General features: G+C 69.4%; 18 protein-coding genes and 5 pseudogenes. 8 read left to right on the plus strand and 15 right to left on the minus strand.

The genetic code is table 11. The features are described 5' to 3' along the window. Positions 1-97 precede the first annotated feature (97 nt). Positions 98-790, plus strand: a pseudogene (locus tag ACFVJQ_RS33365) (hypothetical protein); the annotation flags it as partial. A 101-nt stretch (positions 791-891) separates the two neighbouring features. Next, a pseudogene (locus ACFVJQ_RS33370) lies at positions 892-1413 on the plus strand (zinc-binding dehydrogenase); the annotation flags it as partial. 89 nt (positions 1414-1502) lie between these two features. Here the strand turns inward: ACFVJQ_RS33370 and ACFVJQ_RS33375 are convergent. From ACFVJQ_RS33375 to ACFVJQ_RS33385, 3 genes are read right to left on the minus strand one after another with little or no spacing between them, the layout of a single operon-like run. Continuing rightward, the gene (locus ACFVJQ_RS33375) at positions 1503-2957 is read right to left on the minus strand and encodes a tol-pal system YbgF family protein (RefSeq protein ID WP_385789327.1); all 1455 of its coding nucleotides are present in this window, start codon (positions 2955-2957) and stop codon (positions 1503-1505) included. 6 nt (positions 2958-2963) lie between these two features. Next, positions 2964-3452 (minus strand): hypothetical protein, encoded by a 489-nt coding sequence (locus ACFVJQ_RS33380; RefSeq protein WP_385789329.1) that lies wholly within the window; start codon positions 3450-3452, stop codon positions 2964-2966. A 6-nt stretch (positions 3453-3458) separates the two neighbouring features. Next, positions 3459-4307: a glycoside hydrolase family 16 protein gene (locus ACFVJQ_RS33385; RefSeq protein ID WP_385517513.1), complete on the minus strand. Its 849-nt coding sequence runs from the start codon at positions 4305-4307 to the stop codon at positions 3459-3461. Positions 4308-4645: 338 nt separating this feature from the next. Here ACFVJQ_RS33385 and ACFVJQ_RS33390 point away from each other — a divergent pair, with 338 nt between their 5' ends. Next, positions 4646-8452: a WD40 repeat domain-containing protein gene (locus ACFVJQ_RS33390; RefSeq protein WP_385789331.1), complete on the plus strand. Its 3807-nt coding sequence runs from the start codon at positions 4646-4648 to the stop codon at positions 8450-8452. A gap of 6 nt (positions 8453-8458) precedes the next feature. On the opposite strand, the gene ACFVJQ_RS33395 is transcribed toward ACFVJQ_RS33390, so the two are convergent. From ACFVJQ_RS33395 to ACFVJQ_RS33410, 4 genes and pseudogenes are all read right to left on the minus strand, one after another. Beyond that, a complete protein-coding gene (locus tag ACFVJQ_RS33395; protein WP_385789333.1) occupies positions 8459-9355 on the minus strand; it encodes a hypothetical protein in 897 nt (298 codons plus the stop codon). A gap of 153 nt (positions 9356-9508) precedes the next feature. Beyond that, positions 9509-9793: pseudogene (locus ACFVJQ_RS33400) on the minus strand (LysR substrate-binding domain-containing protein); the annotation flags it as partial. A 253-nt stretch (positions 9794-10046) separates the two neighbouring features. Further along, complete coding sequence (locus ACFVJQ_RS33405) at positions 10047-10637, minus strand: hypothetical protein (protein ID WP_385517507.1); 591 nt, start codon at positions 10635-10637, stop codon at positions 10047-10049. A 181-nt stretch (positions 10638-10818) separates the two neighbouring features. After that, on the minus strand, positions 10819-11376 hold the full coding sequence (locus ACFVJQ_RS33410) for a TetR/AcrR family transcriptional regulator (protein ID WP_385517526.1): 558 nt from the start codon (positions 11374-11376) through the stop codon (positions 10819-10821). Between the two features lie 161 nt (positions 11377-11537). On the opposite strand from ACFVJQ_RS33410, the gene ACFVJQ_RS33415 reads away from it, so the two are divergent. From ACFVJQ_RS33415 to ACFVJQ_RS33430, 4 genes and pseudogenes are all read left to right on the plus strand, one after another. Next, positions 11538-12566: an aldo/keto reductase gene (locus tag ACFVJQ_RS33415; RefSeq protein ID WP_385517505.1), complete on the plus strand. Its 1029-nt coding sequence runs from the start codon at positions 11538-11540 to the stop codon at positions 12564-12566. Between the two features lie 178 nt (positions 12567-12744). Next, a pseudogene (locus tag ACFVJQ_RS33420) lies at positions 12745-12858 on the plus strand (WhiB family transcriptional regulator); the annotation flags it as partial. Between the two features lie 460 nt (positions 12859-13318). Next, positions 13319-13633: a hypothetical protein gene (locus ACFVJQ_RS33425; RefSeq protein ID WP_385517503.1), complete on the plus strand. Its 315-nt coding sequence runs from the start codon at positions 13319-13321 to the stop codon at positions 13631-13633. A gap of 373 nt (positions 13634-14006) precedes the next feature. Then, positions 14007-14873 (plus strand): class I SAM-dependent methyltransferase, encoded by an 867-nt coding sequence (locus ACFVJQ_RS33430; RefSeq protein WP_385789336.1) that lies wholly within the window; start codon positions 14007-14009, stop codon positions 14871-14873. 73 nt (positions 14874-14946) lie between these two features. Here the strand turns inward: ACFVJQ_RS33430 and ACFVJQ_RS33435 are convergent, their stop codons facing one another. The 4 genes from ACFVJQ_RS33435 to ACFVJQ_RS33450 are packed head-to-tail and all read right to left on the minus strand — an operon-like array spanning position 14947 to position 19107. Then, the gene (locus ACFVJQ_RS33435) at positions 14947-15471 is read right to left on the minus strand and encodes a DUF6262 family protein (protein WP_385789338.1); all 525 of its coding nucleotides are present in this window, start codon (positions 15469-15471) and stop codon (positions 14947-14949) included. Then, a complete protein-coding gene (locus ACFVJQ_RS33440) occupies positions 15468-16907 on the minus strand; it encodes a hypothetical protein (RefSeq protein WP_385789340.1) in 1440 nt (479 codons plus the stop codon). The genes ACFVJQ_RS33435 and ACFVJQ_RS33440 overlap by 4 nt, the downstream gene beginning before the upstream one ends. 8 nt (positions 16908-16915) lie before the next feature. After that, the gene (locus ACFVJQ_RS33445; protein ID WP_385789342.1) at positions 16916-17953 is read right to left on the minus strand and encodes a hypothetical protein; all 1038 of its coding nucleotides are present in this window, start codon (positions 17951-17953) and stop codon (positions 16916-16918) included. Positions 17954-17955: 2 nt separating this feature from the next. Continuing rightward, positions 17956-19107 carry a tyrosine-type recombinase/integrase gene (locus tag ACFVJQ_RS33450; RefSeq protein WP_385789428.1) on the minus strand — a complete coding sequence of 384 codons (1152 nt, stop codon included), beginning with the start codon at positions 19105-19107 and terminating at the stop codon, positions 17956-17958. Positions 19108-19256: 149 nt separating this feature from the next. Between ACFVJQ_RS33450 and ACFVJQ_RS33455 the strand changes: the two are divergent. Then, positions 19257-19409: pseudogene (locus tag ACFVJQ_RS33455) on the plus strand (WhiB family transcriptional regulator); the annotation flags it as partial. 108 nt (positions 19410-19517) lie between these two features. Here the strand turns inward: ACFVJQ_RS33455 and ACFVJQ_RS33460 are convergent. The 4 genes from ACFVJQ_RS33460 to ACFVJQ_RS33475 form a co-directional block, all read right to left on the minus strand. Next, positions 19518-19688: a hypothetical protein gene (locus tag ACFVJQ_RS33460; protein WP_385517493.1), complete on the minus strand. Its 171-nt coding sequence runs from the start codon at positions 19686-19688 to the stop codon at positions 19518-19520. After that, the gene (locus ACFVJQ_RS33465) at positions 19685-20272 is read right to left on the minus strand and encodes a YceI family protein (protein WP_385517522.1); all 588 of its coding nucleotides are present in this window, start codon (positions 20270-20272) and stop codon (positions 19685-19687) included. The genes ACFVJQ_RS33460 and ACFVJQ_RS33465 overlap by 4 nt, the downstream gene beginning before the upstream one ends. A 134-nt stretch (positions 20273-20406) precedes the next feature. After that, positions 20407-21153, minus strand: coding sequence for an SDR family oxidoreductase (locus ACFVJQ_RS33470; protein ID WP_385517487.1), 747 nt, complete (start codon positions 21151-21153; stop codon positions 20407-20409). 118 nt (positions 21154-21271) lie between these two features. Further along, the gene (locus ACFVJQ_RS33475; protein ID WP_385517491.1) at positions 21272-22972 is read right to left on the minus strand and encodes an L-aspartate oxidase; all 1701 of its coding nucleotides are present in this window, start codon (positions 22970-22972) and stop codon (positions 21272-21274) included. Between the last annotated feature and the right edge of the window lie 34 nt (positions 22973-23006).

Genomic DNA, 23006 nt, shown 5'->3' on the forward strand with positions numbered 1-23006 from the left:
AAACGCTCGACTGGGAAACCCCAGCCGAGCGTCTGCATAAACTGCTCGCGACTTGATCAACTCACCGCGTGTTGCAACGACCCCCTGAATCCACCACACCAACGCCGACCACCTGGCCGCCTGGCGCCTCGACGAACACGGCAACCCCGTCGGTAATCCCCGACGCTTCTCCTACGACCTGTCCGGCACCGCCCAGCACCGCGACGCCCAGGTACGGCACGCGCTGATCCGCCTGCTGCACTGGGCCAAGCGCCACGGCCTCGCGGTCGCGATCGAAGACTTGGACTTCCAGGCGGAGAAAACCCGGGAGAAGCACGGCCGCCGCAAGCGGTTCCGCACGCTGATCTCCGGCATGCCCGTCGCCCGGCTGCGGGCCCGGCTGCTGTCGATGGCCGCCGGACTCGGCATCACCCTCGTCGCCGTCGACCCGGCCTACACCTCCAAGTGGGGCGCCCGGCACTGGCAGAAGCCCCTCACGAGCAAGACCAGGAAGATCACTCGCCACGACGCGGCCGCCGTGGCGGTCGGCAGGCGCGCCCTGGGGCACCCGATCCGGCGACGGACGGCACCGCCCCCGCACGACCGGAGCGATCGTGTGGGGCATCGGACCGTCCAGGCCCGACCGGGCATCCCGGGGCGTGAGGGAAACCGCCCCCGCCTCCCCGGACCACGGACAGGTTCCGTGCGCGCCGGACGCGGTGCGAACGCGGTGGACCAGAACGCCCAACACCGTTCGGGGCGTTCGGCTGAGCATGAGTTCTGGCAACAGGCCTCACCCGCTCAGTCTTTAGGAACGGTGGAGGAAGACGTAGCGCGCGACGTTGCGGTCCTTGGCCGGCCAGTCATCGAGTCCCGCGAGCAGGCGCAGTCTGCTCGGGTTGTGGGCGAGCAGGTCCGAAAGTCGCGATCGTCGGCCTGGGCGGCCTCGGCCACATGGCCGTGAAGCTCGCGCACACCATGGGCGCCGAGGTCACCATCCTGTCGCAGTCGCTGAAGAAGATGGACGACGGCCTGCGTCTGGGCGCCGACCACTAACATGCCACCAGCGACCCGGCCACCTTCGAGCAGTTGGCGGGCACCTTCGATCTGATCGTCAACACGGTCAGTGCCAAGCTGGACCTGGACGCCTACCTGGGCCTGCTGGCCGTGGGCGGCACGATGGTCAACGTGGGTGCCCCCGCCGAGCTGCTGTCGCTGAGCGTGTTCTCCCTGCTCATGCAGGGCCGAACGTTCGCCGGCTCCCTGATCGGCGGCATCCGCGAGACGCAGGAGATGCTCGACTTCTGCGGCGCGCACGGCATCGGCGCCGAGGTGGAGATCATCCCGGCCGAGAAGATCAACGAGGCGTACGAGCGGGTCCTGAGCTCGGATGTCCGCTACCGCTTCGTGATCGACACCTCGACGCTGGGCTGACCGCCGCCCCGCCTCCAAGACCACCCCGTACGGGAGCAGCCCCCGTCAAGTCTCCCGTACGGGGTGCCGACGTACTCCCACCTGCATGGTCACCGTTTGACGACCGGCCAGAAGGCGTCCCTCACATCGGACTTGGAGGTGGAGACGAACTCTTCGCTGCCCGGCCCGTAGTCGTACGTGCCGTAGTACTCGTAGTGCAGGACGCTCGGGCAGCTTCCGCCGCTGATCTGCACCTCGCGCGGGTCGACGCGCTTTCCGGTGCGCAGCTCGTAGACCTTCAGCGGGACCTTGACCTTGTGGAAGGTCACTTCGTGGGGGAGGTACTCGGACAGGTCGTTCTCGTAGTAGCACGTCTCGACGGCGGCTCCGTTCTTCGCCGTGTCCGCGCAGACCACGAGCGCGGCCTTGGTCGGGTCGCCGGTGCGCCAGTCGCCGGGGAGCTGGTCGGTGTACTCGGTGTCGCCGAGGAACATCGCGCGGTTGAACCCCTTGCGGTACGGCGGGGCACCGCTGTACTTGGCGGGCGTGTCGCAGTAGCCGGTCGACGCGCCGGTCGTGTCCTCGACCAGATCGCGTACCTTCCCCAGCTCGATGGCGAGGTCGGCCTTCTTCACACCGCTGCGTGCCTGGTCCGTGCGTGCGTCGTCCGGGTACTCGTCGAGGAGGTGCTGGTAGTGCGCCCGCGCCTGCTGCCAGTTGTCCTCGTCCATCAGGTCGTCGCCGCATCCCACCAGTGCGGCGGGTTCCATGCGTGTCGCGGCGGTGGTGGACCGGTCCAGTACGTCGTGGGTGGGCTCGCGGCCGCGGAGCCATTCGGTGATGTCGGCGGTGTCGCAGGAGTCCTTGGTGGGCAGGCCGTCGAGGAAGGTGTCCAGGACCGTCCTGACGGTCTGCTCGTTGCCGGGCTTGTTCAGGACGCCGGCGAGGATGTCGAAGCCCCGCTCCAGGTCCTCGATGCTCCCGCTGCGTCCGGCGGCCAGCCTGGACGCGGCCCGCTCCAGCCGGTGGCACGCCTCCACCACCGCGTCGCCGGGTTCGACCACCGGTGCGCCCGCCAGGCGATGGCCCCACCACACCTCACCCTGCGCGGCCACGGCCGTCTCGCAGTCGCCGCCCTCACGGGCCTCGTTCACGCGGTCCTCGATTCCGTGCGCGTCGACGCGCAGCAGCACGGCGGTCAGCAGCACCGCGACCGTGACGGCGAGTGCGCCCGCGCGCTGCCCGCGTCGTACGACATGCTCCGCGCGCCGGCGTGCCAGGAACCAGCCGTGGGCGATGCCGGCCGCCCACCACAGGAGCAGCAGGATCTCGCACCAGGTCTCGGCGGTCGATGCGGTGAGGTTGAGGAGCCAGCCCGTGCCGACCACGGCGAATACGGCCGGCTTCCAGCGGCCCAGCAGCAGATAACCGATGCCGAGCAGCGAGGCGTTGCCGAGTGCCACCGCCACCGGGTCGCACGGCCTCGGGGCCCTGGGCGGCTCGGGCGGCTTCGGCGGCTCGGGGGGCTGCCGGTACGGGTCGTGTCCGTACGTCGGGGAGTCCATGGGCCATCACCCCTGAAGCGAAGTGGGTGCCGGTGCCGGGCTGCGTACGGAGAAGTAGTGGCGGCTGGTCTCGCCGCACACCATCCACAGGGCCGCCACATCGATGCCGGCGATCACGAACACCGCGAGGCTGGGCGCCCCGGAGGCCAGTGAGCCGAGGAAACCGAGGACCGTCCCGAACGCCACGAAGGACAGGCACACGATGAGCACCACACGGACCCAGGTACGGCGCTTCCGGGCCAGTACGACGCAGACGACCATGAGCGCCGCCAGCGCCCAGCAGAACAGCGCCACGAACCAGGCCATGCCCATCGGCATGAGCAGCTCCTGCCCGTGCTCCTGCTTGCTCCGGTTCTCCTCGATGATCGCCCAGCCGCCGAAGACCGTGCCCAGCGCGTGCGCGGTGACGATCACGAGAACGAAGATGAGGGCGCCAGGCATGCGCGCCGGCTCGAGCGGAACGGGCTGACCGGGCTGATACGGAGAGCTCTGCATGGCGGATCACCTCACGCTTTCGTTGTCAGGCAGGTCGTAGACCCGGGCCCAGTCCACTTCGTAGACGGCGCTCTGCAGGTCGTCCCCGTGGAAGTTGTCGAGCTGGATGGTCTGGTGCATGGACGGGGCGCACTGGATGCAGTCGCGGTCGGCGTTCGCGCCGTCGGCGAAGCGGAACCACTCCTCGCCGTCGATGAAGCCGCGCAGATGGTCCGGGGTCCACTCGATGGCGACGTTGTGCCACTGCGACAGGTCCACGCCGCACTTCTGCGCGAACTCCTGCTGCACGGGCACGCCTTCCGGGTGCGGGTAGTGCAGGAACGCCTCGGCGCAGCTCTCGCCCGGGGCGCCGTTCTCCAGGTAGTCGTACTCGCCGTCCTCGGGGTGCTCGTTCGAGTCCGGCCACAGGATCAGCAGCGGGTGGTACTGCCGCCCGTTGTCGGGGGCGGTGGCCCGGGAGCGTACGCGGGCCTCCCACCGGCCGTACTGCCGGCCGTACGGCGAGGCGAGCCAGCCGGTGTCGCCGTTCGCCTCGCCGGTCATGCGCAGTACGTCGCCGACGACCCGGGTGTTGACGTCGCAGCGGCGGCCGTTGTCGCTGTGGCCGGGCCAGCACTTGCCGGGGCCGCCGCCCGCCAGGCGCCACTTGTCGCGGTCGGGTATGGCGGGGTCGGCCTCGGAGCCGTAGTCGAACTCGTCCGACCACTCGGGCAGCGGGGTGCCCCAGCCGTACCGTTCGGCGGCGGTCGTCGGAGCGGCGGGGGCGGCGCTCACCGCGGTCGCCGTAAGCGTCGCCGCGAGTGCCGCCGCGCCGAACCCCACGGCGAGGTGCCGGGCGCGAAGTCGTCCGTACATGACTTCCCTTCAGCTGTCGTGCCTTGCGGACAAGGGGCGGCCCGAGCCCTCCCCTCGCGGGGCTCCGACCGCGCCGTGGCCCGTCCCGGCCACGTCCCTCAGCCAGTCGACCGCCGTACGCCGTTGTTCGGCAGGTCCTCTCCCGGCACCGAACAACCCGCGAACCGAACGAGCTGGTAGGGAGGAAGCGTGAGGATCGAGTGAACTCCCGTGTCACGCCTGCCGATACCCGGAAGTTCGATTGCGGCCGTCCCCGCGACTCCCTACCGTGGGCGCCCGAGTGGACCCGCTGGGTAATGGCGTGTCGGCGACAAGGTGGACGAGGGGAGAGCGGGCACGTGTCGGCACCAACAGGACCGGGGCGCACCGAGGGCGAGCTGGATCCGGAGGCCGGACCGGTGCCGCGGTTCGCCGCCGAACTGCGCGCGCTGCGCGAGTCCGCGGGGAGACCCACGTACCGGGCGATGGCCCAGCGGGCGCGGTACGGGGTGACCACCCTGTCGCAGGCGGCGGCAGGGAAGCAGCTGCCCACCCGCGCGGTGACGCTCGCCTACGTCAAGGCGTGCGGCGGCGACGTGATCGAGTGGGAGCGGCGCTGGCGCGAGGCGTCGGCCGAGCTGGCCGCCGAGACCGCCGACGACGAGACCTCCCGGCCGCCGTACCGCGGCCTGACCCGGTTCGAACCTGGCGACGCCGAACTGTTCTTCGGCCGCGACCAGCTCGTGGAACGGCTGACCGAGCTGAACCGCAAGCACCGCTTCACCGCCGTCTTCGGCCCCTCCGGCAGCGGCAAGTCCTCACTGCTGCGGGCCGGGCTGATCCCCCGTCTGCGCACACCGGACGATGGGGAAGAGGACGTGCCTCCCGCGGCCGTACGCATCCTCACGCCCGGTGCGGACCCGCTGCGCACACACGCCGACCGGCTCGTGCCCGTACCCGGCACCGACGCCGACACCTGGCTGATCATCGACCAGTTCGAGGAGCTGTACACCCTCGGCGCCGACCCGGCCGACCGGGACACCTTCATCGACCGCCTCGTCGCCGCCACCGACGCCGACAGCCGGCTGCGCGTCGTCATCGCGGTGCGGGCCGACTTCCTCGGCCGCTGCGCCGAACACCCCGGCCTCACCGCCGCGTTGCAGGACGCCACGCTGCTCGCCGGGCCGATGAGCCGCGCGGAGCTGCGGGAGGCCATCGTCCGTCCGGCCGCCGCAGCCGGCCTGATCGTCGAACGCTCCCTGACCGACCGCCTCCTGGACGAGGTCGAGGACGCACCGGGCGGACTGCCGCTGATGTCGCACGCCCTGCTGGAGACCTGGCGCCACCGCAGCGGCCGCGTCCTGACCGAGAGTGCGTATGAGGCGGCCGGCGAACTGCACGGCGCCGTCGTCCGTACGGCCGAGCAGGTGTATGATGAACTCACCGCGCCACAGGCTGAGTTGGCCCGCCGTATTCTGCTCCGCCTTGTCGCCCCCGGCGACGGCACACCCGACACACGTCGCCCCACCGAGCACGCGGAACTCGACTTCGGCAGCCCCGCCGACACCCGCGTGGTACTGGAACGCCTGGTCCGCGCCCGCCTCATCACCTTCGACGACGGCACCGTCGACCTCGCCCACGAAGCCCTCATCACCGCCTGGCCCCGCCTGCGCGCCTGGATCGACGCCGAACGCGACCGGCTGCGCGTCCACCGTTCGCTCTCCGAGGCGGCCCGCACATGGGAGGCGCTCGGCCGGGAGAACGCCGCGCTCTACGCCGGCTCCCGTCTGCACGCCGCCCGCGACGCCTTCCCGCAGGACGCCGCACGGGAGAACCACCGCAGCGAGGAACTCACCCCGCTGGAACGGCAGTTCCTCACCGCCTCGATCCGGCGCCGGCGCCGCGCCGCGCGACTGCGCCGTACGGTCGTGGCCGTACTCGCCGCGCTCGTGCTGCTCGCCACCGGCACCGCCGTCGTCGCCCTCCAGGCGCGCGCCACCGCGCAGGCCGAGCGGGACGAGGCCGTCTTCGGCCGCCTCACCGCCGAGGCCGACCGTGTCCGCGAGACCGACGCCGGGCTGGCCGCCCGGCTCGACGTCGCCGCGCACCGCATGCGCTCCACCCCGGACCTGCGGACCCGGCTGGCCTCGGACGCGGGCCGGGTGCTGGCCACCCGGCTGCCCGGCCACGACGGTGTCGGCAGCGCCGTGGCGTACGCGCCCGACGGCCGCACCCTCGCCAGCGGCGGCCACGACGGCACGGTCCGGCTGTGGGACACCGACACGGGCAGGCCGCTGGGCGAACCGCTGCGCCTCCGTACGGGACCGGTCGGCGCGGTCGCCTTCGCTCCCCAGGACGGCGACCTGCTGGTGGCCACCGGGAAAGGCGGCGGCATCCACCTGTGGGACGTACGCGACCGGGAGCGGCCCCGCCCCGTCGGCCGGCCGCTGGTCAGCCACGACGAGGAGAACGTCGTCTCCGTCGCGTTCGCCCCCGACGGCCGGACGCTGGCCACCGCCGGCGACGACGGGACCGTACGGCTGTGGGACCTGAGCGACCCGGCCCGCCCCGCGCCGCTCGGCGAGCCCGCCGAGGCCGACGAGTCGGAGGCCGGCAGCGTCCGCGCCGTCGCCTTCGCCCCGGACGGGGACACCCTCGCCACGGCCGGCTTCGACGGGACCGTACGGATGTGGCGGCTCAGCGCCGACGACGGCATCGCACCGCTCGGCAAGCCGCTGCGCGAACACACCGCCTCCGTCTGGGCGTTGGCCTTCTCCCCGGACGGAGAGACCCTGGCCACGGCCGGCTTCGACGAGACCGTACGGCTGTGGGACGTGTCCGGCCCGGGCCGCCTCGAGCCGCTGGGTGAACCGCTGACCGAGCACACCGCGCCCGTCATGTCGGTGGCGTTCAGTCCGGACGGCGAGACCCTGGCGAGCGCGGGAGAGGACGACGCGCCGATCCTGTGGAACGTGGCCAACCCGGCCTACCCGCAGCAGCTGGGGGAGCCGCTGACCGGCCACACGGAGGCGGTGTGGGATGTGGCCTTCAGCCGCGACGGCCGTACCCTCGCCAGCACCGGTGCCGACGGCAGCGTCCGCCTCTGGCACCGGCCGCCGACCGTCCTCACCGACTTCACCAACCCGCTGACCGCCGTCGCCTACAGCCCCGACGGCCGTCTGCTCGCCGCCGCCAGTACCGACGACGCACTGATCCGCCTGTGGAACATGGCCGATCCGGGCAACCCGCGCCGCCTCCTGCGCACACTCACCGGCCACGAGGACGAGGTGCTGGCCGTCGCCTTCGCGCCGGACGGCCGTACGGTGGCCAGCGGCTCGCAGGACGGCACCGTACGCCTGTGGGACGTCTCCGCGCCCGAACGTCCCGCCCCGCTCGGCACACCGCTGGACGCGCACGACGGCGGCGCCCTCGCCGTCGCCTTCGCCCCGGACGGCCGCACGCTGGCCACCGGCGGCGAGGACGACACGGCGCGGCTGTGGGACGTACGCCGGCCGGACCACGTACGGCTGCTCGGCGCACCGCTGCACGGCCACGCCGACGCCGTCACGTCCGTGGCCTTCGCACGGGACGGCCGCACCCTGGCCACCGGCGGCGAGGACGCCACGGCCCGGCTGTGGCACGTGGGCGACGAGGCGCGGGCGCGGCCCGCGGGCGCCGCCCTCACCGGGCACGACGAACCGGTCAACGCGGTGGCCTTCACCCCGGACGGGAAGACGCTGGCGACGGGCAGCGACGACCGTACGGTGCGGCTGTGGGACGTACAACAGGCGGACCGTTCACGGCCGTTGGGGGAGGAACTGGCCGGGCACCGCGGGCCCGTCAGGTCCGTGGCCTTCGCCCCGGACGGGAAGACGCTGGCGACCGGCAGCGGCGACCACACGGTCCGCCTGTGGGACGTGGCCGACCCGGCCCGTGCCGAGCCCTACGGCCGGCAACTCACCGGCCATGTCGATACCGTCACCTCGGTCGCGTTCAGCCCGGAAGGCGACGCCCTCACCTCCGTCGGCTACGACCTGACGGCCCGGGTGTGGACCCTGCACGCGGACCGCGCGACGGACTACGTCTGCGCCCGCACCGGCGGCGTCCTCACTCGCGCCGAATGGGAGGAGCACCTGCCGCGACTCGGGTACCGGGAGGTGTGTTAGGGGCGCTCAAGGGATGGTGAACTTCAGCACGGCACCGTCCTTGTTCTGCGCGACGACGGTGGCCTTCAGATCGTCGCCCCACCTGGCCACACCGCCCTGGCCACCGAGCCGCATCACGGCGCTCGGTGTCTCGAAGGTGACGGAGTCGTCCCCCGGGGTGACATGCACGTCCACTCCGTTCGCCGTGATCCACCCCGGCGAGGTCACCAGGACCTCGCATTCGCCGTCCGAGCAGGCGTCGGTGTTCTTGCCGTCCGCCGCCTTGGGCAGCGGGCCGGTGGGGTCGGGCGAGGGGTAGGCCGCCTCCTCGTCGGGATTCCAGCCCGGGGCGCACTGCTCGGCGCGCTTGTACGCGGCCGCGAGCTGTGGATCCTTCTTCGTCAGCGCGAGCAGATCCGGCTGGGGCGGGGTGAGGGACCGGACGCGCTTGTCGACGTCCGCGACGATGCCCTCGGCGTCGTCGACGGCATTGATCGGCGACACCTCGTCGAGGTGGTCCGCGACGCCCTTCACCTTCTTCAGCAAGGCGTTGCGCAGCCGGTCGGCCGCGGGAACGCCCGACGGGTCGAGCTCCGTCAGGGCGCTCTCCACGTCGTCCACCGCCAGCGGTGTCCGGGAGAGGTAGCTGACGGCGAAGAACTGGGCGTCCGAACCGACCTCGTCCGGGTTCCGGATCTGCTTCAGATCCGCCGCGCTCTCCGCCCGGAGGTCCTTGAGCGCGCTCGTCTGCACGCACATCTCGCCGACCCACTTCACCAGTTCCTTGGACGGCGGCCGGGTCGGCGTCGGCTCGGCCGACGCCCGGGCCGACGCGTCGGCCTTCTCGTCCGTGCCGCCGCCGCAGCCGCCGACGGTCAGTACCAGCCCGGCGGCCACGACGGCGACGCTCCCTCTCCTGAACATCCAAGGACCTCTCTCCGTGCTGTGATCCCGACGTCTTCGCGGTGCGGATGCCGGCACCGTGGGCCCAGTTCAACGCGGCGCGGATTGTTCAGGCACCCCCTCCGCAGCGGTGAACAACCACTGCTGGTGAATTCACCGAAGGGTGGTTCTCGATCAGCCGTGGGAGGGGAGCCCGCCCGCGTCCGTGGGGCCGCTGAGGTGAGCCTGGGCGGCGGTGCGGAAGGCGGTGACCAGGCGGCTGCGGTCGTCGGCGCGGGTGGCGAGGACGACGTGCGCCGGCTCGAGTCCTTCGAGGGGGATCGTGGTCACGTCCGGGCGGTTGTAGGTGGCCATGGCACCGGCGGGTGTGATGGCGACAGCGTCGCCGGCGGCCACGAGTTCGAGTTTGTCCTCCACCGTCTCCACCAGCGGCCCGTCGGGTGCACGGCGGCCGTCGGGCGCCCTCACAGACCTCGGAGGGAGTGCGTGTCACACAGTGGCAAAGCTTTGATATGCTGATCACAGCGTTCCTGGGTGCCATGGATACAACCCCGTGATAGGTGTCCGGAACGCAACACCTGCGACTAGAGCCCGCAGGTGCAGCGACCGGGCGCCACGCAATCCCCCGATGGGTGGCGCCCGGGAGCATTCATCGCCCGGCTTACGGACACCGGACACAGCGTGCTGCTGCGCCGCCGCGTCGGCCAGGCGCCTAGGAACGCTTGGCGCGGTACAGGCCTCGGCCGGTCCGCTCGATACGGGAGGCACCGACAAGACGGTCGAGGGTGCTGCGGACGCCGTTGATGCTTCCGCTGTCGGAGTCACGACCGAGAGCCGCGGCAACATCACGGGCCCGGACGTCGACATCACCGACGTTGGCGAAGTACTCCATGATCTGTTCGGTGAGCTTGCCGTACTTCTTCTGCCCGACCGTGGCGGTGCCGGCGGCGACAGGACGTTCCGCCTCCTTGCCGCTCTCCGGCTTCCGAGGCCGGGGCGCGGACTTCGGTGTGGCGTCTGCGGACTCGGCGGAGGCACGGTCGGTCTGCGGTTCGCCGGGCGTCGCAGCCTGGCCCCGTTGCGCAGCTGCAGCGTCCGCCGTACCCGTCGGGGCTGCAGCAGCCCGGTCGAGCATCAGGGTCTCGAGGGCGCTGAGGGCCCGCTGTACCGAGCCGAGATGCGCCACGACCGCAGCCAGCTCCCTTTCCAGCGCCTGCTTCTGGACCTGCAGGAGGGCCAGTTCCTCCTGCAGGCTCTCAGCGGTGACCTCAATGTTGTGCGCCGCGTGAGTTACAGAGACCATGTGTTCCTCTCATCTCAACCCCTCGTGCCGCGCCCCGGCTCACGTGCGGTGCCGCTCAGACTGAACGCGGGAATGAGTCCCCCACCGACATCATATGCAGTGCCCCGTTCGTCATGTAGACAGGTCACCGTGCCGCCCGGGGCATTATTGCCACTGTTCGCGGAGGTGCCGGAGCCGTTGCTCACACGGACCCGTGGGTGCCGTAGCGGAGTCCGTCGACGAGCAGGGCGATCATGCGCTGCGTGTGGCCGTTGTCGTCCTCCTGGGCGGGCAGGGTCAGGTTGCCCACGGCGCGCAGCAGGTCCTCGGGATCGATGTCGGAGCGGATCTGGCCGGCTTTCGCCGCGGTGTCGAGGAGCGCGCCGAGGACAGGCACGAAGCGCTGCTGGAAGTAGCAGGGCAGGCTGTCGTAGGCCGGGTCTCCCGAGTGCAGAGCGGCGCTGAGGCCGCGCTTCGTGGCGATGAAGGCCGCGAAACGCTGCAGCCACCGGGCGAGCGCGTCGACCGGCTCGTGCTGGGCCGCAAGGGAGGCAGCGGCGTCGGCGCAGGCGTCGACTTCGTGACGGAAGACCGCGGCGATGAGGTCCGAGCGCTGCGGGAAGTGCCGGTAGAGGGTGCCTGCTCCCACGCCCGCCTTGGCGGTGATCTGTCGCACGGGGGCGTCCACGCCGGAGGTGGTGAACACCTCGGCAGCCGCGGTGAGCAGTGTGTCGATGCTGCGCTGCGCGTCGGCGCGCATGCGCTGGCGGGGCCGCCCCCCGTCCGCCGGGCCGTCGCTCACGGTGTACTCCTCTTGCTAACCGGAACAGCGTTCCGTATCGTCGGAGCGGAGCGGAACGCTGTTCCGCTTACGTAAGCGTATCGCGCTGCAGCGCACCGGCCAACGCACGAGGAGAACCAATGAGGTACCGCACGCTGGGCCGAACCGGCATCAAGGTCAGCCCGTACTGCCTGGGCGCGATGATGTTCGGCGCCATCGGCAACCCCGACCACGACGGCTCCGTACGCATCATCCACAAGGCGCTGGACGCGGGCATCAACTTCGTCGACACCGCCGACGCCTACTCACGCGGCGAGTCCGAGGAGATCGTCGGAAAAGCCCTCAAGGGCCGCCGGGACAATGTCGTGCTGGCCACCAAGGCCCACCTCCCGATGGGGGACGACCCCAACCAGCAGGGCAACTCGCGGCGCTGGCTGGTCCGCGCGCTGGAGGACTCCCTGCGCCGCCTGGGCACCGACCACGTCGATCTGTTCCAGATCCACCGGCCCGCACCGGACACCGATGTGGAAGAGACCCTCTCAGCCCTCACCGACCTCGTGCGCGCGGGCAAGGTCCGGGCCATCGGCAGCTCGACCTTTCCCGCCTCGGACATCGTCGAGGCACAGTGGGTCGCCGAGCGGCGGGGCCTGGTGCGGTTCCGCACCGAGCAGCCGCCGTACTCGATCCTCAACCGCAGCATCGAGCGCGAGGTGCTGCCTGTCTGCGAGCGGTACGGCATGGGCGCCATGGTCTGGAGCCCTCTCGCCGGGGGTCTGCTCACCGGCCGCTACCGCAAGGGCCGGCAGGCCGACAGCCACCGGGCCCGCTTCGGTTTCCAGCACATGAGCGACGAGCGCCGGCTCGACGCCGTCGAACAGCTCATCCCCCTCGCCCAGAAGGCCGGGATGTCGCTGACACACCTGGCGATGGCCTTCGCGATCTCCCACCCCGGCGTCACCTCCGCGATCATCGGACCGCGCACCATGGACCACCTCGACGACCTCCTCGCCGGCGCCGAGACCACCCTGACCGACGAAATCCTCGACCAGATCGACGCGATCGTGCCGCCCGGCACCGACATCGGGACCCTCGACACGGCCTACAACACACCCGCCATCCAGCAGACCGCGCTGCGCCGCCGCCGACCCGACGAGCGCTCCGCCACCTGACCGATCCTCACAGGCCGCTCCTCACCGCTGCTGCTCAGGATCCAGTAGGCGACATCCACAACATGGTCCCCTTCAGCGCTACGCGGAACTCGGCTGCGTGTCACACGTACGCCGGTTACCCGGTCTCAGCTGACAGGCTCGACAACTCCTTGTACAGGCGAGAAAGACCATGATTGACATGTATTGGCGTGAACGGGCAGCATGCCTGCACGAAGACCCCGATCTGTTCTTCCCCATAGGAAACACCGGTCCGACGCTTGAGCAGATCGACGAAGCGAAGGCCGTGTGCCGCCTTCTCTGGGGGTGACGGTGTGGCGCGAAGCGGATCAGGGCCGGTTTGCGCAGCTCAGAGACGGTGCGGAGGACAATACCGCGCGCAACACCTGTGGCGCTAATCCTGGTGCGGCTGGCTCGCTCGGTCTGGCAGATTGGGTCAGCCCGTGAGCCTGCGGGATCCGCCTCTTCAGTTGCGTCGACAGGGTCAGGAAGACCGCGACGCCGTCGACACGCTCGGATCGGGTATGCCACTCCCGACCAGGCTGATGAGGTGACCACGGCGGTGTTGGGGGTGCTTTTGCTAACTCGTGAGAACAGCGGGAAAATGTTCATGCTGTGGCAGCGCTCCAGCTGATTTAGCTGCTGAGCGGCAGGGCGCTCGAGCCCTGGACCACTACACAAACCGCCGGGTCGGGGCCAGGGCGTCAGCGGGGATCGTCGAGTGTTCCGGCACCCTGCGGGGAGGTGAGCCAGCCATGACTCTCGAGTTTCGACAGCAATCGTTCAGCTTCGTGGACGTCAGCGGTGAGAACCCAGCCAGGCGCGACGAAGCCAACATTTTCTTTCCCGGACCGGTCCGCATTGTCAACGCGGCGTTGCAAGATATTGACGTTCTTTACCGTAGTGCTGACCACCACCTGCAACGGCTCCGGGTGCACGCCTCCGCGATCAAGATGTCGGGCGAGCCGCGCGGCGTCATAGTTCGCGTCGACGTGCAGCTTCGAGACAAGAACGGTGACGACCGCTTCGACGCCGACGTGACCGTCCTGGTCATCGCCGACCTGGACTGAAGAGCAGACAGTCCATCAGCAGACCGTCGACTGCCAGCCCTTCTCCTGCAGGTCCCCTCGGAGAGCTTTGCCAATGCGCTGCGCCATCTGAACCGAGGCCCGACGTATGTCATCGAGGATGACGGCCGTGGAGGGTGGGCCGCCTCCGCCGTGCCTCGGGGGCAGCGCAGAGGCGGCCGGCTTGAGTTCCTCAGCGCAGGGCCCCAGAGACGCGGAGCGGTCCCTGGCGGTCGCTGAGGGTCTCAGGGTCGCGCAGCACGACGCCCATGAGCGCTGGTGGAGGTGCGGCCGCGCATGTGCCAGTGGATCTCGTTGCCTGCTGGGTCGCTCGACCGGGCTGTGATGAAGCCCGCTGCAGCGAGGTGATCGAGCGATGCCTCAAGCTCGGCAGTGGGACAGCACCCTGTTCAAGGGAAGCGCGGCCTACTACGAGCGAGGCCGGCTGCCGTATGCGCCGGGCTTCGCCCAAACACTGGCCACCGCCCTCGGCCTGGATGGCCAGGGGCGACTCCTCGACGCTGGCTGCGGGCCGGGCATCGTGACGCTCGCCATGGCGCAGTTCTTCACCGAAGTGGTCGGCGTTGACCCAGACGAGGACATGCTGGCCGAGGCCGGGCGATCGGCCAAGCATCGAGGAGTGACCAACGCCCGTTGGGTTGCTGCCCGCGCCGAGGATCTGCCAGCCGGGCTGGGGGAGTTCCGGGTGGTGCTGTTCGCCCAGTCCTTCCACTGGACGGATCGAGATCATGTCGCCGCCGCCGTGCTGGAAATGCTGGAACCGGGGGGCGCGTTCGTGCACGTGAGTGACCACAAGCACGCGCCAGCCGAGCCACTGCCACCGCCGCTGGTCGCGCCACCGTACGAGCGGATCAGGGACGTGATGAGCCAATACCTGGGCCCGGTGCGCCGCGCAGGTCAGGGATCACTGTCCGGCGCTGCGCCGCACTCCGCCGATGGCACTCCAGACCGGGAGGATCTCGTCCTGGCGCGAGCCGGGTTCGAGAACTTTGAGCGCCATGTCGTGCCGGCTGGGCAAGTGGTCAACCGCAGCGCGGACGACATCGTGGCGTGGGTGTTCTCCCGTTCTGACTCTGCTCCTCACCTGTTCGGCGCCAGGCTGGAGGACTTCGAGCGGGACCTGCGCGAGGTGCTGCGGGAAGCGTCACCGGACAGTCGCTTCGCGGAGCGTCTTCCGGCAACCGAGATCATGACTTGGCGCAAGCCGCATGGTCAGCGGTGACCTCTCTGTGAGGGCCCTCGGCCCGTCCAGTTCCGCCTGAGCTGGACGGGCCGGTTGATAGTTCTGAAGCAGTTCAGCTTCGTTGGTTCAGGGCTCGGGTCAGGTCCCGGTTGGCCTCCCTCGCGGCATCGAGATCGGACCGGGTCTCCTCCAACGCGGAGGTCAGTTCGATGTTGCTCTGCTCCAGCCTGGTGATCTTTCGCTGGAGTTCGTCGATGTCCGCTGGGGATCCGAGCCCTGACTCCTGCCAGGCTTGAGCGCCCATCGCCTGCGACAGTCGCTTCTCGAGCTGCTGGACGCGGGCGGCCAGGCGGGTGTTGCGGGCCTGGGCGTTGGCGAGGTCGGCCTGGAGCGAGGCCCGGCTCACCGGCGATCCGCCGGCCGGGTCCTGGGCTGCGGGTTCGAGTTCGGCGGCGTGGACGATTTCGAGCAGGTCGCGGTGACGGTAGAGGAAGCTGCGGTCGACTCCGGCTTGCCGGGCGATGGCCGAGACGCTGATCGCGGTGCCGTTCTTCGCGGCGTTCTTGACCGCTGTGGTCACCCGCTGGCGGCGTCGCTCGGTGTCGGCCTGTCGGCCGTCGCGCATGGCGGGGATCACGGCAGCCTCCAGGGCCTGACATCGGGAAGTGGCTGGCCGACACGGGGCATGCCCAGCATCACCACGCGGCCGCGGCGGACCACGGCGACGGCTTCGTCGATCTGGGTGCGTTCTTCTTCTGACAGGTCGTCGAGGTCCGCCTTGACACGGTTGATCAGGCGGCGGACGCGGCGGATCTCCTCTTCGGAGGGTATGGCCTCGCTGCGGGCCCAGTCGTCGGCCTCGAACGCCGACATTAGCCGCTCGCGGCTGCGGAGCAGATCAGAGAGGTAGCGCTCCAGGTCGGGGAGGTAGGAGACGTCGGTGCGGAAGTGGTCGCAGCCGACGCAGCGGAAGCGAAGCGGGCAGCTCTGCCCGCCAGCTGCGACGTTGTGCGGTTCCAGGCAGATGCCGTAGGCCGTAGCGACTTCTCCGATGGCCCGCCGCACGTGTTCCGAATCCAGCATTGCCTGTGCTTTGCGCCAGACGCGGTTGCCTCGACGGTCGAACTGCAGGGCGGTGACCCGGTCGACGGCCTCGCGCCGTCGTTCCTGGCTGACCCGGTAGTAGCCCTGAGTTGTGGAGATTTCGCGATGGTCCATCAAATCCATGAGCACGTCCGGGGGGACGTTGGCGTCCGCGTGCCGCTGGGCGAAGGAGTGCCGGTAGGCGTAAGGGAAGATCTTGGCTTTGTCGAACGGCAGCATCTTCGTCACCAGTTGCCCGTCGGCCTCCACCACGACCGGCATCATGATGTCGGGCAGGGCATCGACCCATGCTCGGTGAGCGTCGCCGATCGAGCCGATCGGCTTCGTCCCCTGGGGATTGGAGACCGGGCTCGGCAGCAGCTTGAGCTTGCTGGCCGGGGTGTTGGGGAACCGTTCACGTACCCGTTCCTGCTGGTCCGTGATCACAGCGGCGGTCGCCTTCGCGATCGGCAGGCGACGGCCCAGCCGGTAGTTCTTGGAGTTGTCGTAGAGCAGGACGAGGGTGCCGTCCGGATCCTTCTCCAGGCACTCGAACGGCAATGTGCTGATCTCGTCGGGCCGCCGCCCGGTGTCGATGAGCAGCTCGGTCGCGACGCGGAACTCGCGGTTGCTGATCTTCTCCAGCAGGTCGAGGTTGTCGCAGAGTTCCCGCATCACCTCGTCCGGCAGATCCCGTCCGGCCTCGGTGTCCTCGGGCTCGTCGGGGATGTCTTGCGTGGACAGTGCAAATTCGGTCGGCAGGCCCTCCAGCACCTGGCCGGGGCCGGTGAGGCCCATGACGCGGATCCGGTTCACGATGTTCCGGACGTAGCGGATCACATTGACCCGGTGGTGAGCCCCGAAGACGCCGGTCTCAGCGAGGAACGCGATCCGATTGCAGAAACTGACCATGTCCGTGCGGCTCAGGAGCCGGAGTTGATGTCCTTCGTCGTCTCGTTGCAGACGCAGGCTCTCCGAGAGCTGTTCCATGCCGCGGATCATGTTCTGCATGGAGGACGCGACGTTCCGACCGCGTCGCCGCGGGAGTTCGTCGTAGGCCCAGACCTTGACCGCCTCGCGGAGGGGCCGCTGATGGATCCGGCTGAAGTTGAGGGTGCCGTGGTGACCGAAGACGAACAGGTCCCAGATGTCCTTGAGGCGTTCGGTCTCCGGAGTCGCCCCCAGCCTGCGCAGGGAGGTCTGCGCTCCCTGATGATCATTCGGAGATCGTCGACCAGCCCCGCGCGGACCAGGTCGGCCTCTTCGAGTGTCTCCAGGCTGGGGACCTGGAGGAGACGCAGTTGGTCGCTGATGTGCCGGATCCGGTGGTCGCGGCTCTTCACCTCCCGGGCGGTGCGGACCTGCAGGCAGTAGAGGAGCTCGGCGACCAGCCGGTCGGGCAGCCCACGCAGGCTGGCCTCGCGGTTGACGGCCACCGCCGGCGTCGTCAGGCGCCACCGCTCTTCGTCGCCGCAGAAGGTGCCCAGGCGCCGTTCGCGGTTGAGCCGTCCGCGGTGGACCTCGCAGTAGATGGTCCGCTTCGAACCGCGCAGCCTGTAACAGGCGGCAACCTGGCAGGGGCCGAACCCGGGCAGCCCTTTCTGCGGGGAGTTCCGCAGAAAGTCCTCCACGGTCAGCTCGGACGATGTCAGCCACCGGCTCCCGTGGGTCGTGCAGAGCCCGTGCGTCACCAGTCGGGGCGGCCGCTGGCATTCCGAGACCCGGCAGAGCGTCTGTCCGTCGGAGCGGTGATACGTGCCTGGCCTCGGGGCGGTGGCGAAGTCCTCGAAGGCCATCCCGGACTGCCGCCACCGGTTCCTGCAGCCGATGCAGATCGGTTCGCCGAGCGGGGTGCCCTTCGTGCAGCCGGGGATCTCGCAGTCCGGCATGCCCAGCACGGGGTGGCTCTTGGGATAGCGGACGACCCGCACGTCCCAGTCCCAGCTCACCAGGTTCAGGAAGTCGGCGTCCAGCGCGGCGATGATCTCCGTGGTCCGCAGGTCCTTCAGCTCCTGGGCCAGCGGCGACGGCGTCACGATCACTTCTCCCCCGTCCCGTGCAGGGTCCTCGGGGAGGGAACGCGCTCGATCGCTTCGCGCAATCGTGCCCGGTCAGGAATCAGGTAGGGCCTGGGTGACTCCGGGTGTGTCTGACCGAGCAGGGCCTGCACCTCGTCCAACGACCCGCCGGCATCCGAGACGTTGCTGCCGAAAGCTCGGCGGGCCATGTGCGGGCCGACCTTCCGCGACAGCTTCGCGCGCTGGCCCAGGCGCTCGAACAGTTCACCCAGCGCGTCCGGCGACATCGGCGCCCCCAGCGGCTCGCGGAACAGGTTCACCAGCAGGAAGTCACTGCCGCCCGCCCCGAGGATCTCGTGGCGCTCGTCGATGTACTGGTCGAACGCCTGGACCACCAGGAAGTCCAGCGGCTGCGTCCACGCCTCCTTCGACTTCGACCACGCCCGGTTGCTGTTGTCGCGGCGCCGGACGTGAACGTGGGCGCCCTCGTAGTCGCAGCCCAGAACCCGTGAATCAGGCAGCAGGTGACAGTCGCTGCGGTGCAGGCCGGCCGCCTGGCCACGGCGCAGCCCGACCCGGCCGAGCAGCAGCACGATCAGCCGGTCCCGGGCGTTGCGGCACTCCAGGAACATCGCCACCAGCTCGTCGTCGGTGGCCCGGTCCACCTCCGCCTCCGGCTCCTGCACCCGGTGGACGACCCGCAGCCGGTAGGACAGGCCGGAGTCCTCGCCCTGGGCCTCCAGCGGCAGGTCCCGGCTGTCGGCCAGCTCGTATATCTGCCCGAGCACCGAGCGGGGCGCCTCGCCCACCGACACGGCGTACGACAGCAGCCCACGAACCGCGGTCAGCACCCCGTTGATCCGCCGTTCCCTCCGGGCCGGCTCGGCCCCGGGCCCCAGCACCACCGAGGCTGGTTCACCGTCCGGCGTCGACGGCGTGTACTTCAGCCAGACCATGAACAGGCCCATGTCCCGGGCCGCCTGCGGCCATTGTCGCCCCGTGATCCGGCACCACAGCAGATACAGCGACACGCCCTCGGCGTACGCCTTCGTCGTCAGCTCGGCCCGGCTCCGACCGAACCGCAGGAACCGCAGCCACTGATCGGCGACCCACACCACCTCGAAGTCGTCGTCGACGACCGTCCAGTACCGAACTCCCGACGGCAAGTCCACAGGAAATGCCCGCAATGCAACTCCATGATCCGAAGGTCGATGCAACAACCCGCCACAGAGCCACACCCCCCCCCGAGAACGACTCTCAGAAGATCAACTTACTGCCCCTACACAACGTCACACCACACCGGTCTGGCCCCCAGAGAAGTCGCCGTTGCCCTGTGGTGGAGCAGTGCCTCGACTGGGCCATACAGGTGGGGCAGGTGGAAGGCATCTGGGGCGGCATGACGGACAGCGAACGCCGCGCGCTGAGGCGGCGTCAGGCCCGTCGGACCACGGACACGGTCACAACGGCGGCGTGACGGTCGAAGTCCGAGCCGCGCACACCGGCGCACCCCAAAGGGCGGGGCGGCAAAGATGCCGCCCCGCCCGTTCGTGGTCACCTGCCACCGACCTCCGGTGAGCGCGCCTCACCTGGGGGAGAGCTGCTGCAGAACGTTGGAGATGGCTCTCATCCGTTCGTTGAGGTTCACGAGTTCCTGGTGCAGCTCGTTGACGCGGGTCTGCAGCTCGGTGGCTTCAGCGGCCAGCGACACGACAGTGGCCGCGATGTCGGTTCGGTTCTCAGTGGCTCGGGTCATTGTGTGCCCAGCTGTACAGCGGAGATGTCGAGCATCAGCTTCACCTTGTCGCTGATCAGGACCCCACCTGTGGTCAGGGCCGTGTTCCAGTCAAGTCCCCAGTCGGAGCGCTGCAGGGTGGCCGTACCCTCGAAGCCGATGCGGTTCTGGCCGTAGGAGTCCTGGCTCGCTCCACCGAACTCGAGGTCGATGTGAACGGGCAGCTCCACGTCCTTGATCCGGAGGTATCCCGCCATGCGGAACCGGTCGTCACCGGCATCGAGGATTCCGGTGGAGTGGAAGCTCATCAGAGGGAACGTCGCTGAGTCGAGGAAGTCGGGGCCGGTGACATGTGCGTCCCGCTCAGCAAAACCCGTGTCCACACTGCCGGTCTGGACACTGAGGTAGGCCTTGGACCGCGTGGGATGGGCTCCATCGAGCTTGAGGAGCCCTTCGAAGGCGGTGAATTTCCCTCGCACGTTGGTGATCATGGCGTGCCGGACGGAGAATCCGATCGTGCTGTGGACCGGGTCAATGGAATAGACACCGGTCAGCCCTTCATAGGGCGCGGCCTCCGAAACAGTGGTTTCCTTGCGGATGAACATGGCGAGCCGGTTCCTTGGTGCATGGATCTCAGACAGGGGTGAATTCCGGCACACTGCGGCAAGGAATGCCGACGCAGTGGCCGTGTATGCGGGGGAGTGAACCTGCGGCCGGAGTGCAGGGGCCCCGGCAGGACTTACTGCTGCTGCGCGAGCCAGTCGGCGAACTTGGTCTCGGCGATGTGCGCGTCCGGACCCGGCAGGAGCGTGGTCTCCTGCAACGGGGCACCGGAGTACGGGGCGTGCGGGTCCGTGACGACCGTGCGGGGGTCGTTCTTGGCGGCGAGTGCCGTGCGGATCAGCTCGTCGAGCTGGAACACGTCGGGGCCCGCGACCTCCACCACGCCGTTGACGGGCGTGCCGACCGCAGTGCGGCCGACGGCCGCGGCCACGTCGTCGGAGTAGATGGGCTGGATCTTGGCAGAGGACAGACGCACGGTGTCGCCCTCGGTCGACATGTCCGCGATCCCCCTGACGAACTCGAAGAACTGGGTGGCGTGGACGATGGAGTAGGGCATGCCGGACTCCTTGATCAGGTCTTCCTGGGCCTGCTTGGCCCGGAAGTACCCGCTCTCAAGGAGACGGTCGGTGCCGACCACGGACAGCGCCACGTGGTGCGTCACGCCGGCCTCGGCCTCCGCCTTGAGGAGGTTGGCCGTGGAGGTGCGGAAGAAGTTCATGACGGCCTCTTCCTCCCACGAGGGGGAGTTGGACACGTCGACCACGACCGACGCGCCCTTCAGGACCTCGGCCAGACCCTCGCCCGTCAGAGTGTTGACGCCGGTGTTGGGTGCGGCCGCGACCGCCTCGTGCCCGTGCTCATTGAGCTTTCCGACCAGCTTCGAGCCGATGAGCCCGGTTCCACCGATCACTACGACCTTCATAATGGATTCCTCTCGGAGGTTTTCAATCTGTCTGCACTAGAAGAGACCGGACTGCGGCGCTACTTGTGACAGGGGCTCGCATGAATCGGGAAGATTTCCCCTCGTGGAGTGCCCGAGGTCATTCGACAAGCTTTCCATCCGTGGAGACCTCCTGCATCAGAGAGGAAATCTCGTCCGGGATGGCCGGAATGCTCTCGCGGGTGATTCCCGTCTCCGGGGACCACACGAGATTGACCTGCAGAGCGGGATCCAGGTCCGGGTAGTCGCTTCGGTTGTGACAGCCACGCGTCTCGCGACGTTCCAGTGCTGCTTCGAGGGTGGCCCGGGCTGCCAGGGCGGCGGACTTGAGATCGAAGGCGTGCGCGAGGTCCTGATAGCCGGCGATGTCCGGGTGGATGCCCACGTCCTCCATCCTCTTCTCGATCACCTTGAGTTCCGCCAGCCCGGCGCGCAGGCCCTCTTCGTCGCGTACGACTCCCGCATGCTCGGTCATGGTGTTGCGGATGGCGCGCTGCAGGGCGCGGACGTTCTCCGGTCCGTCGGCTGCGAGAAGATCGTCGATCTCCGCGCGGGCCTGCGCGATGGCCGACGCCGACCGCGGATGCGCGGTCAGGGACTGCGAGTAGGCGGCGGCCGCCTGGCCTGTGATGCGGCCGAAGACCAGCAGCTCGATGAGACTGTTCCCACCGAGGCGGTTGGCGCCGTGCAGCCCGCTCGACGCCTCACCGATGGCGTAGAGGCCACGCACGTCAGTGCTGTGGTCCTCGGGACGCACCCACACCCCGCCCATCGAGTAGTGGGCAGTCGGCGCGATCTCGATCGGTTCGCGGGTGATGTCCAGCATCTGCAGGTCCAGCAGAGTCTGGTAGACACGGGGCAGCCGCGTCATGATCGTCTGCCGCGGCAGGTGCGAGACGTCGAGCCACACGCCTCCCTTCGGGGTTCCCCGCCCTTCCTTGATCTCCGTGTAGGAGGCCAGGGCCACGCGGTCGCGGGTGGACAGCTCCATCCGCTCAGGGTCGTAGCGGGCCATGAACCGTTCCCCGAGCGCGTTGCGCAGGATCCCGCCTTCACCCCGGGCGGCCTCGCTGACCAGGGTGCCGGCCGCGTTCTCCGGCTCGATGATCCCCGAAGGATGGAACTGCACCAGCTCGGGGTCACGCAGACGGGCTCCGGCCTCCACGGCAAGGCGGAAGGAGTCACCCGTGTTCTCGTCACGCCGGGAGGACGTGCGCCGCCAGATGCGGGTGTGGCCGCCCGCGGCAAGAATGACGGCGTCGGCGTGGATCAGGTAACGCTTTCCGTTCGTGAGGTCGAAGCCGTAGGCACCGAAGACGGCGCCGTCATGCACCAGGAGCCGGGTGATGTACACGCCGTCGAGCACGGGGACTTTGAGCTGCTCCGCGCGCCTGATGAGCGTGCGCTGGATCTCCAGACCGGTGTAGTCGCCGGCGAAGGCGGTCCGCCGGAACTTGTGTGCGCCGAAGAAGCGCTGGGAGATCCGGCCGTCCTCTTCCCTGGCGAAGGCCATCCCGTAGCGTTCCAGGTCGTCGATGCCTCGGGCGGCGCCCTGAGTGACGATCTGGGCGGTGCGGGGGTCGGCGAGCAGATAACTCTCCTTGAGAGTGTCGGCTGCGTGCTGCTGCCAGCTGTCCTCGGGATCCATGGTGGCCAGGGCCGCGTTGATTCCTCCGGCAGCAAGCGCCGTATGGGCGTCCTCCTTGGGACGCTTGCCGACCGCAAGGACGTCGACACCGGCCTCAGCCAGTTCGATCGCCGCCCGCAGCCCGGCACCACCGGTGCCGATCACCAGCACCATGGTGGAAAGACGTTGTTCGCTGATGGCCACTGTC

Origin of the sequence: Streptomyces sp. NPDC127197 (assembly GCF_042672405.1) — a bacterium.
Taxonomy (GTDB): Bacteria; Actinomycetota; Actinomycetes; order Streptomycetales; family Streptomycetaceae; genus Streptomyces; species Streptomyces flavusporus.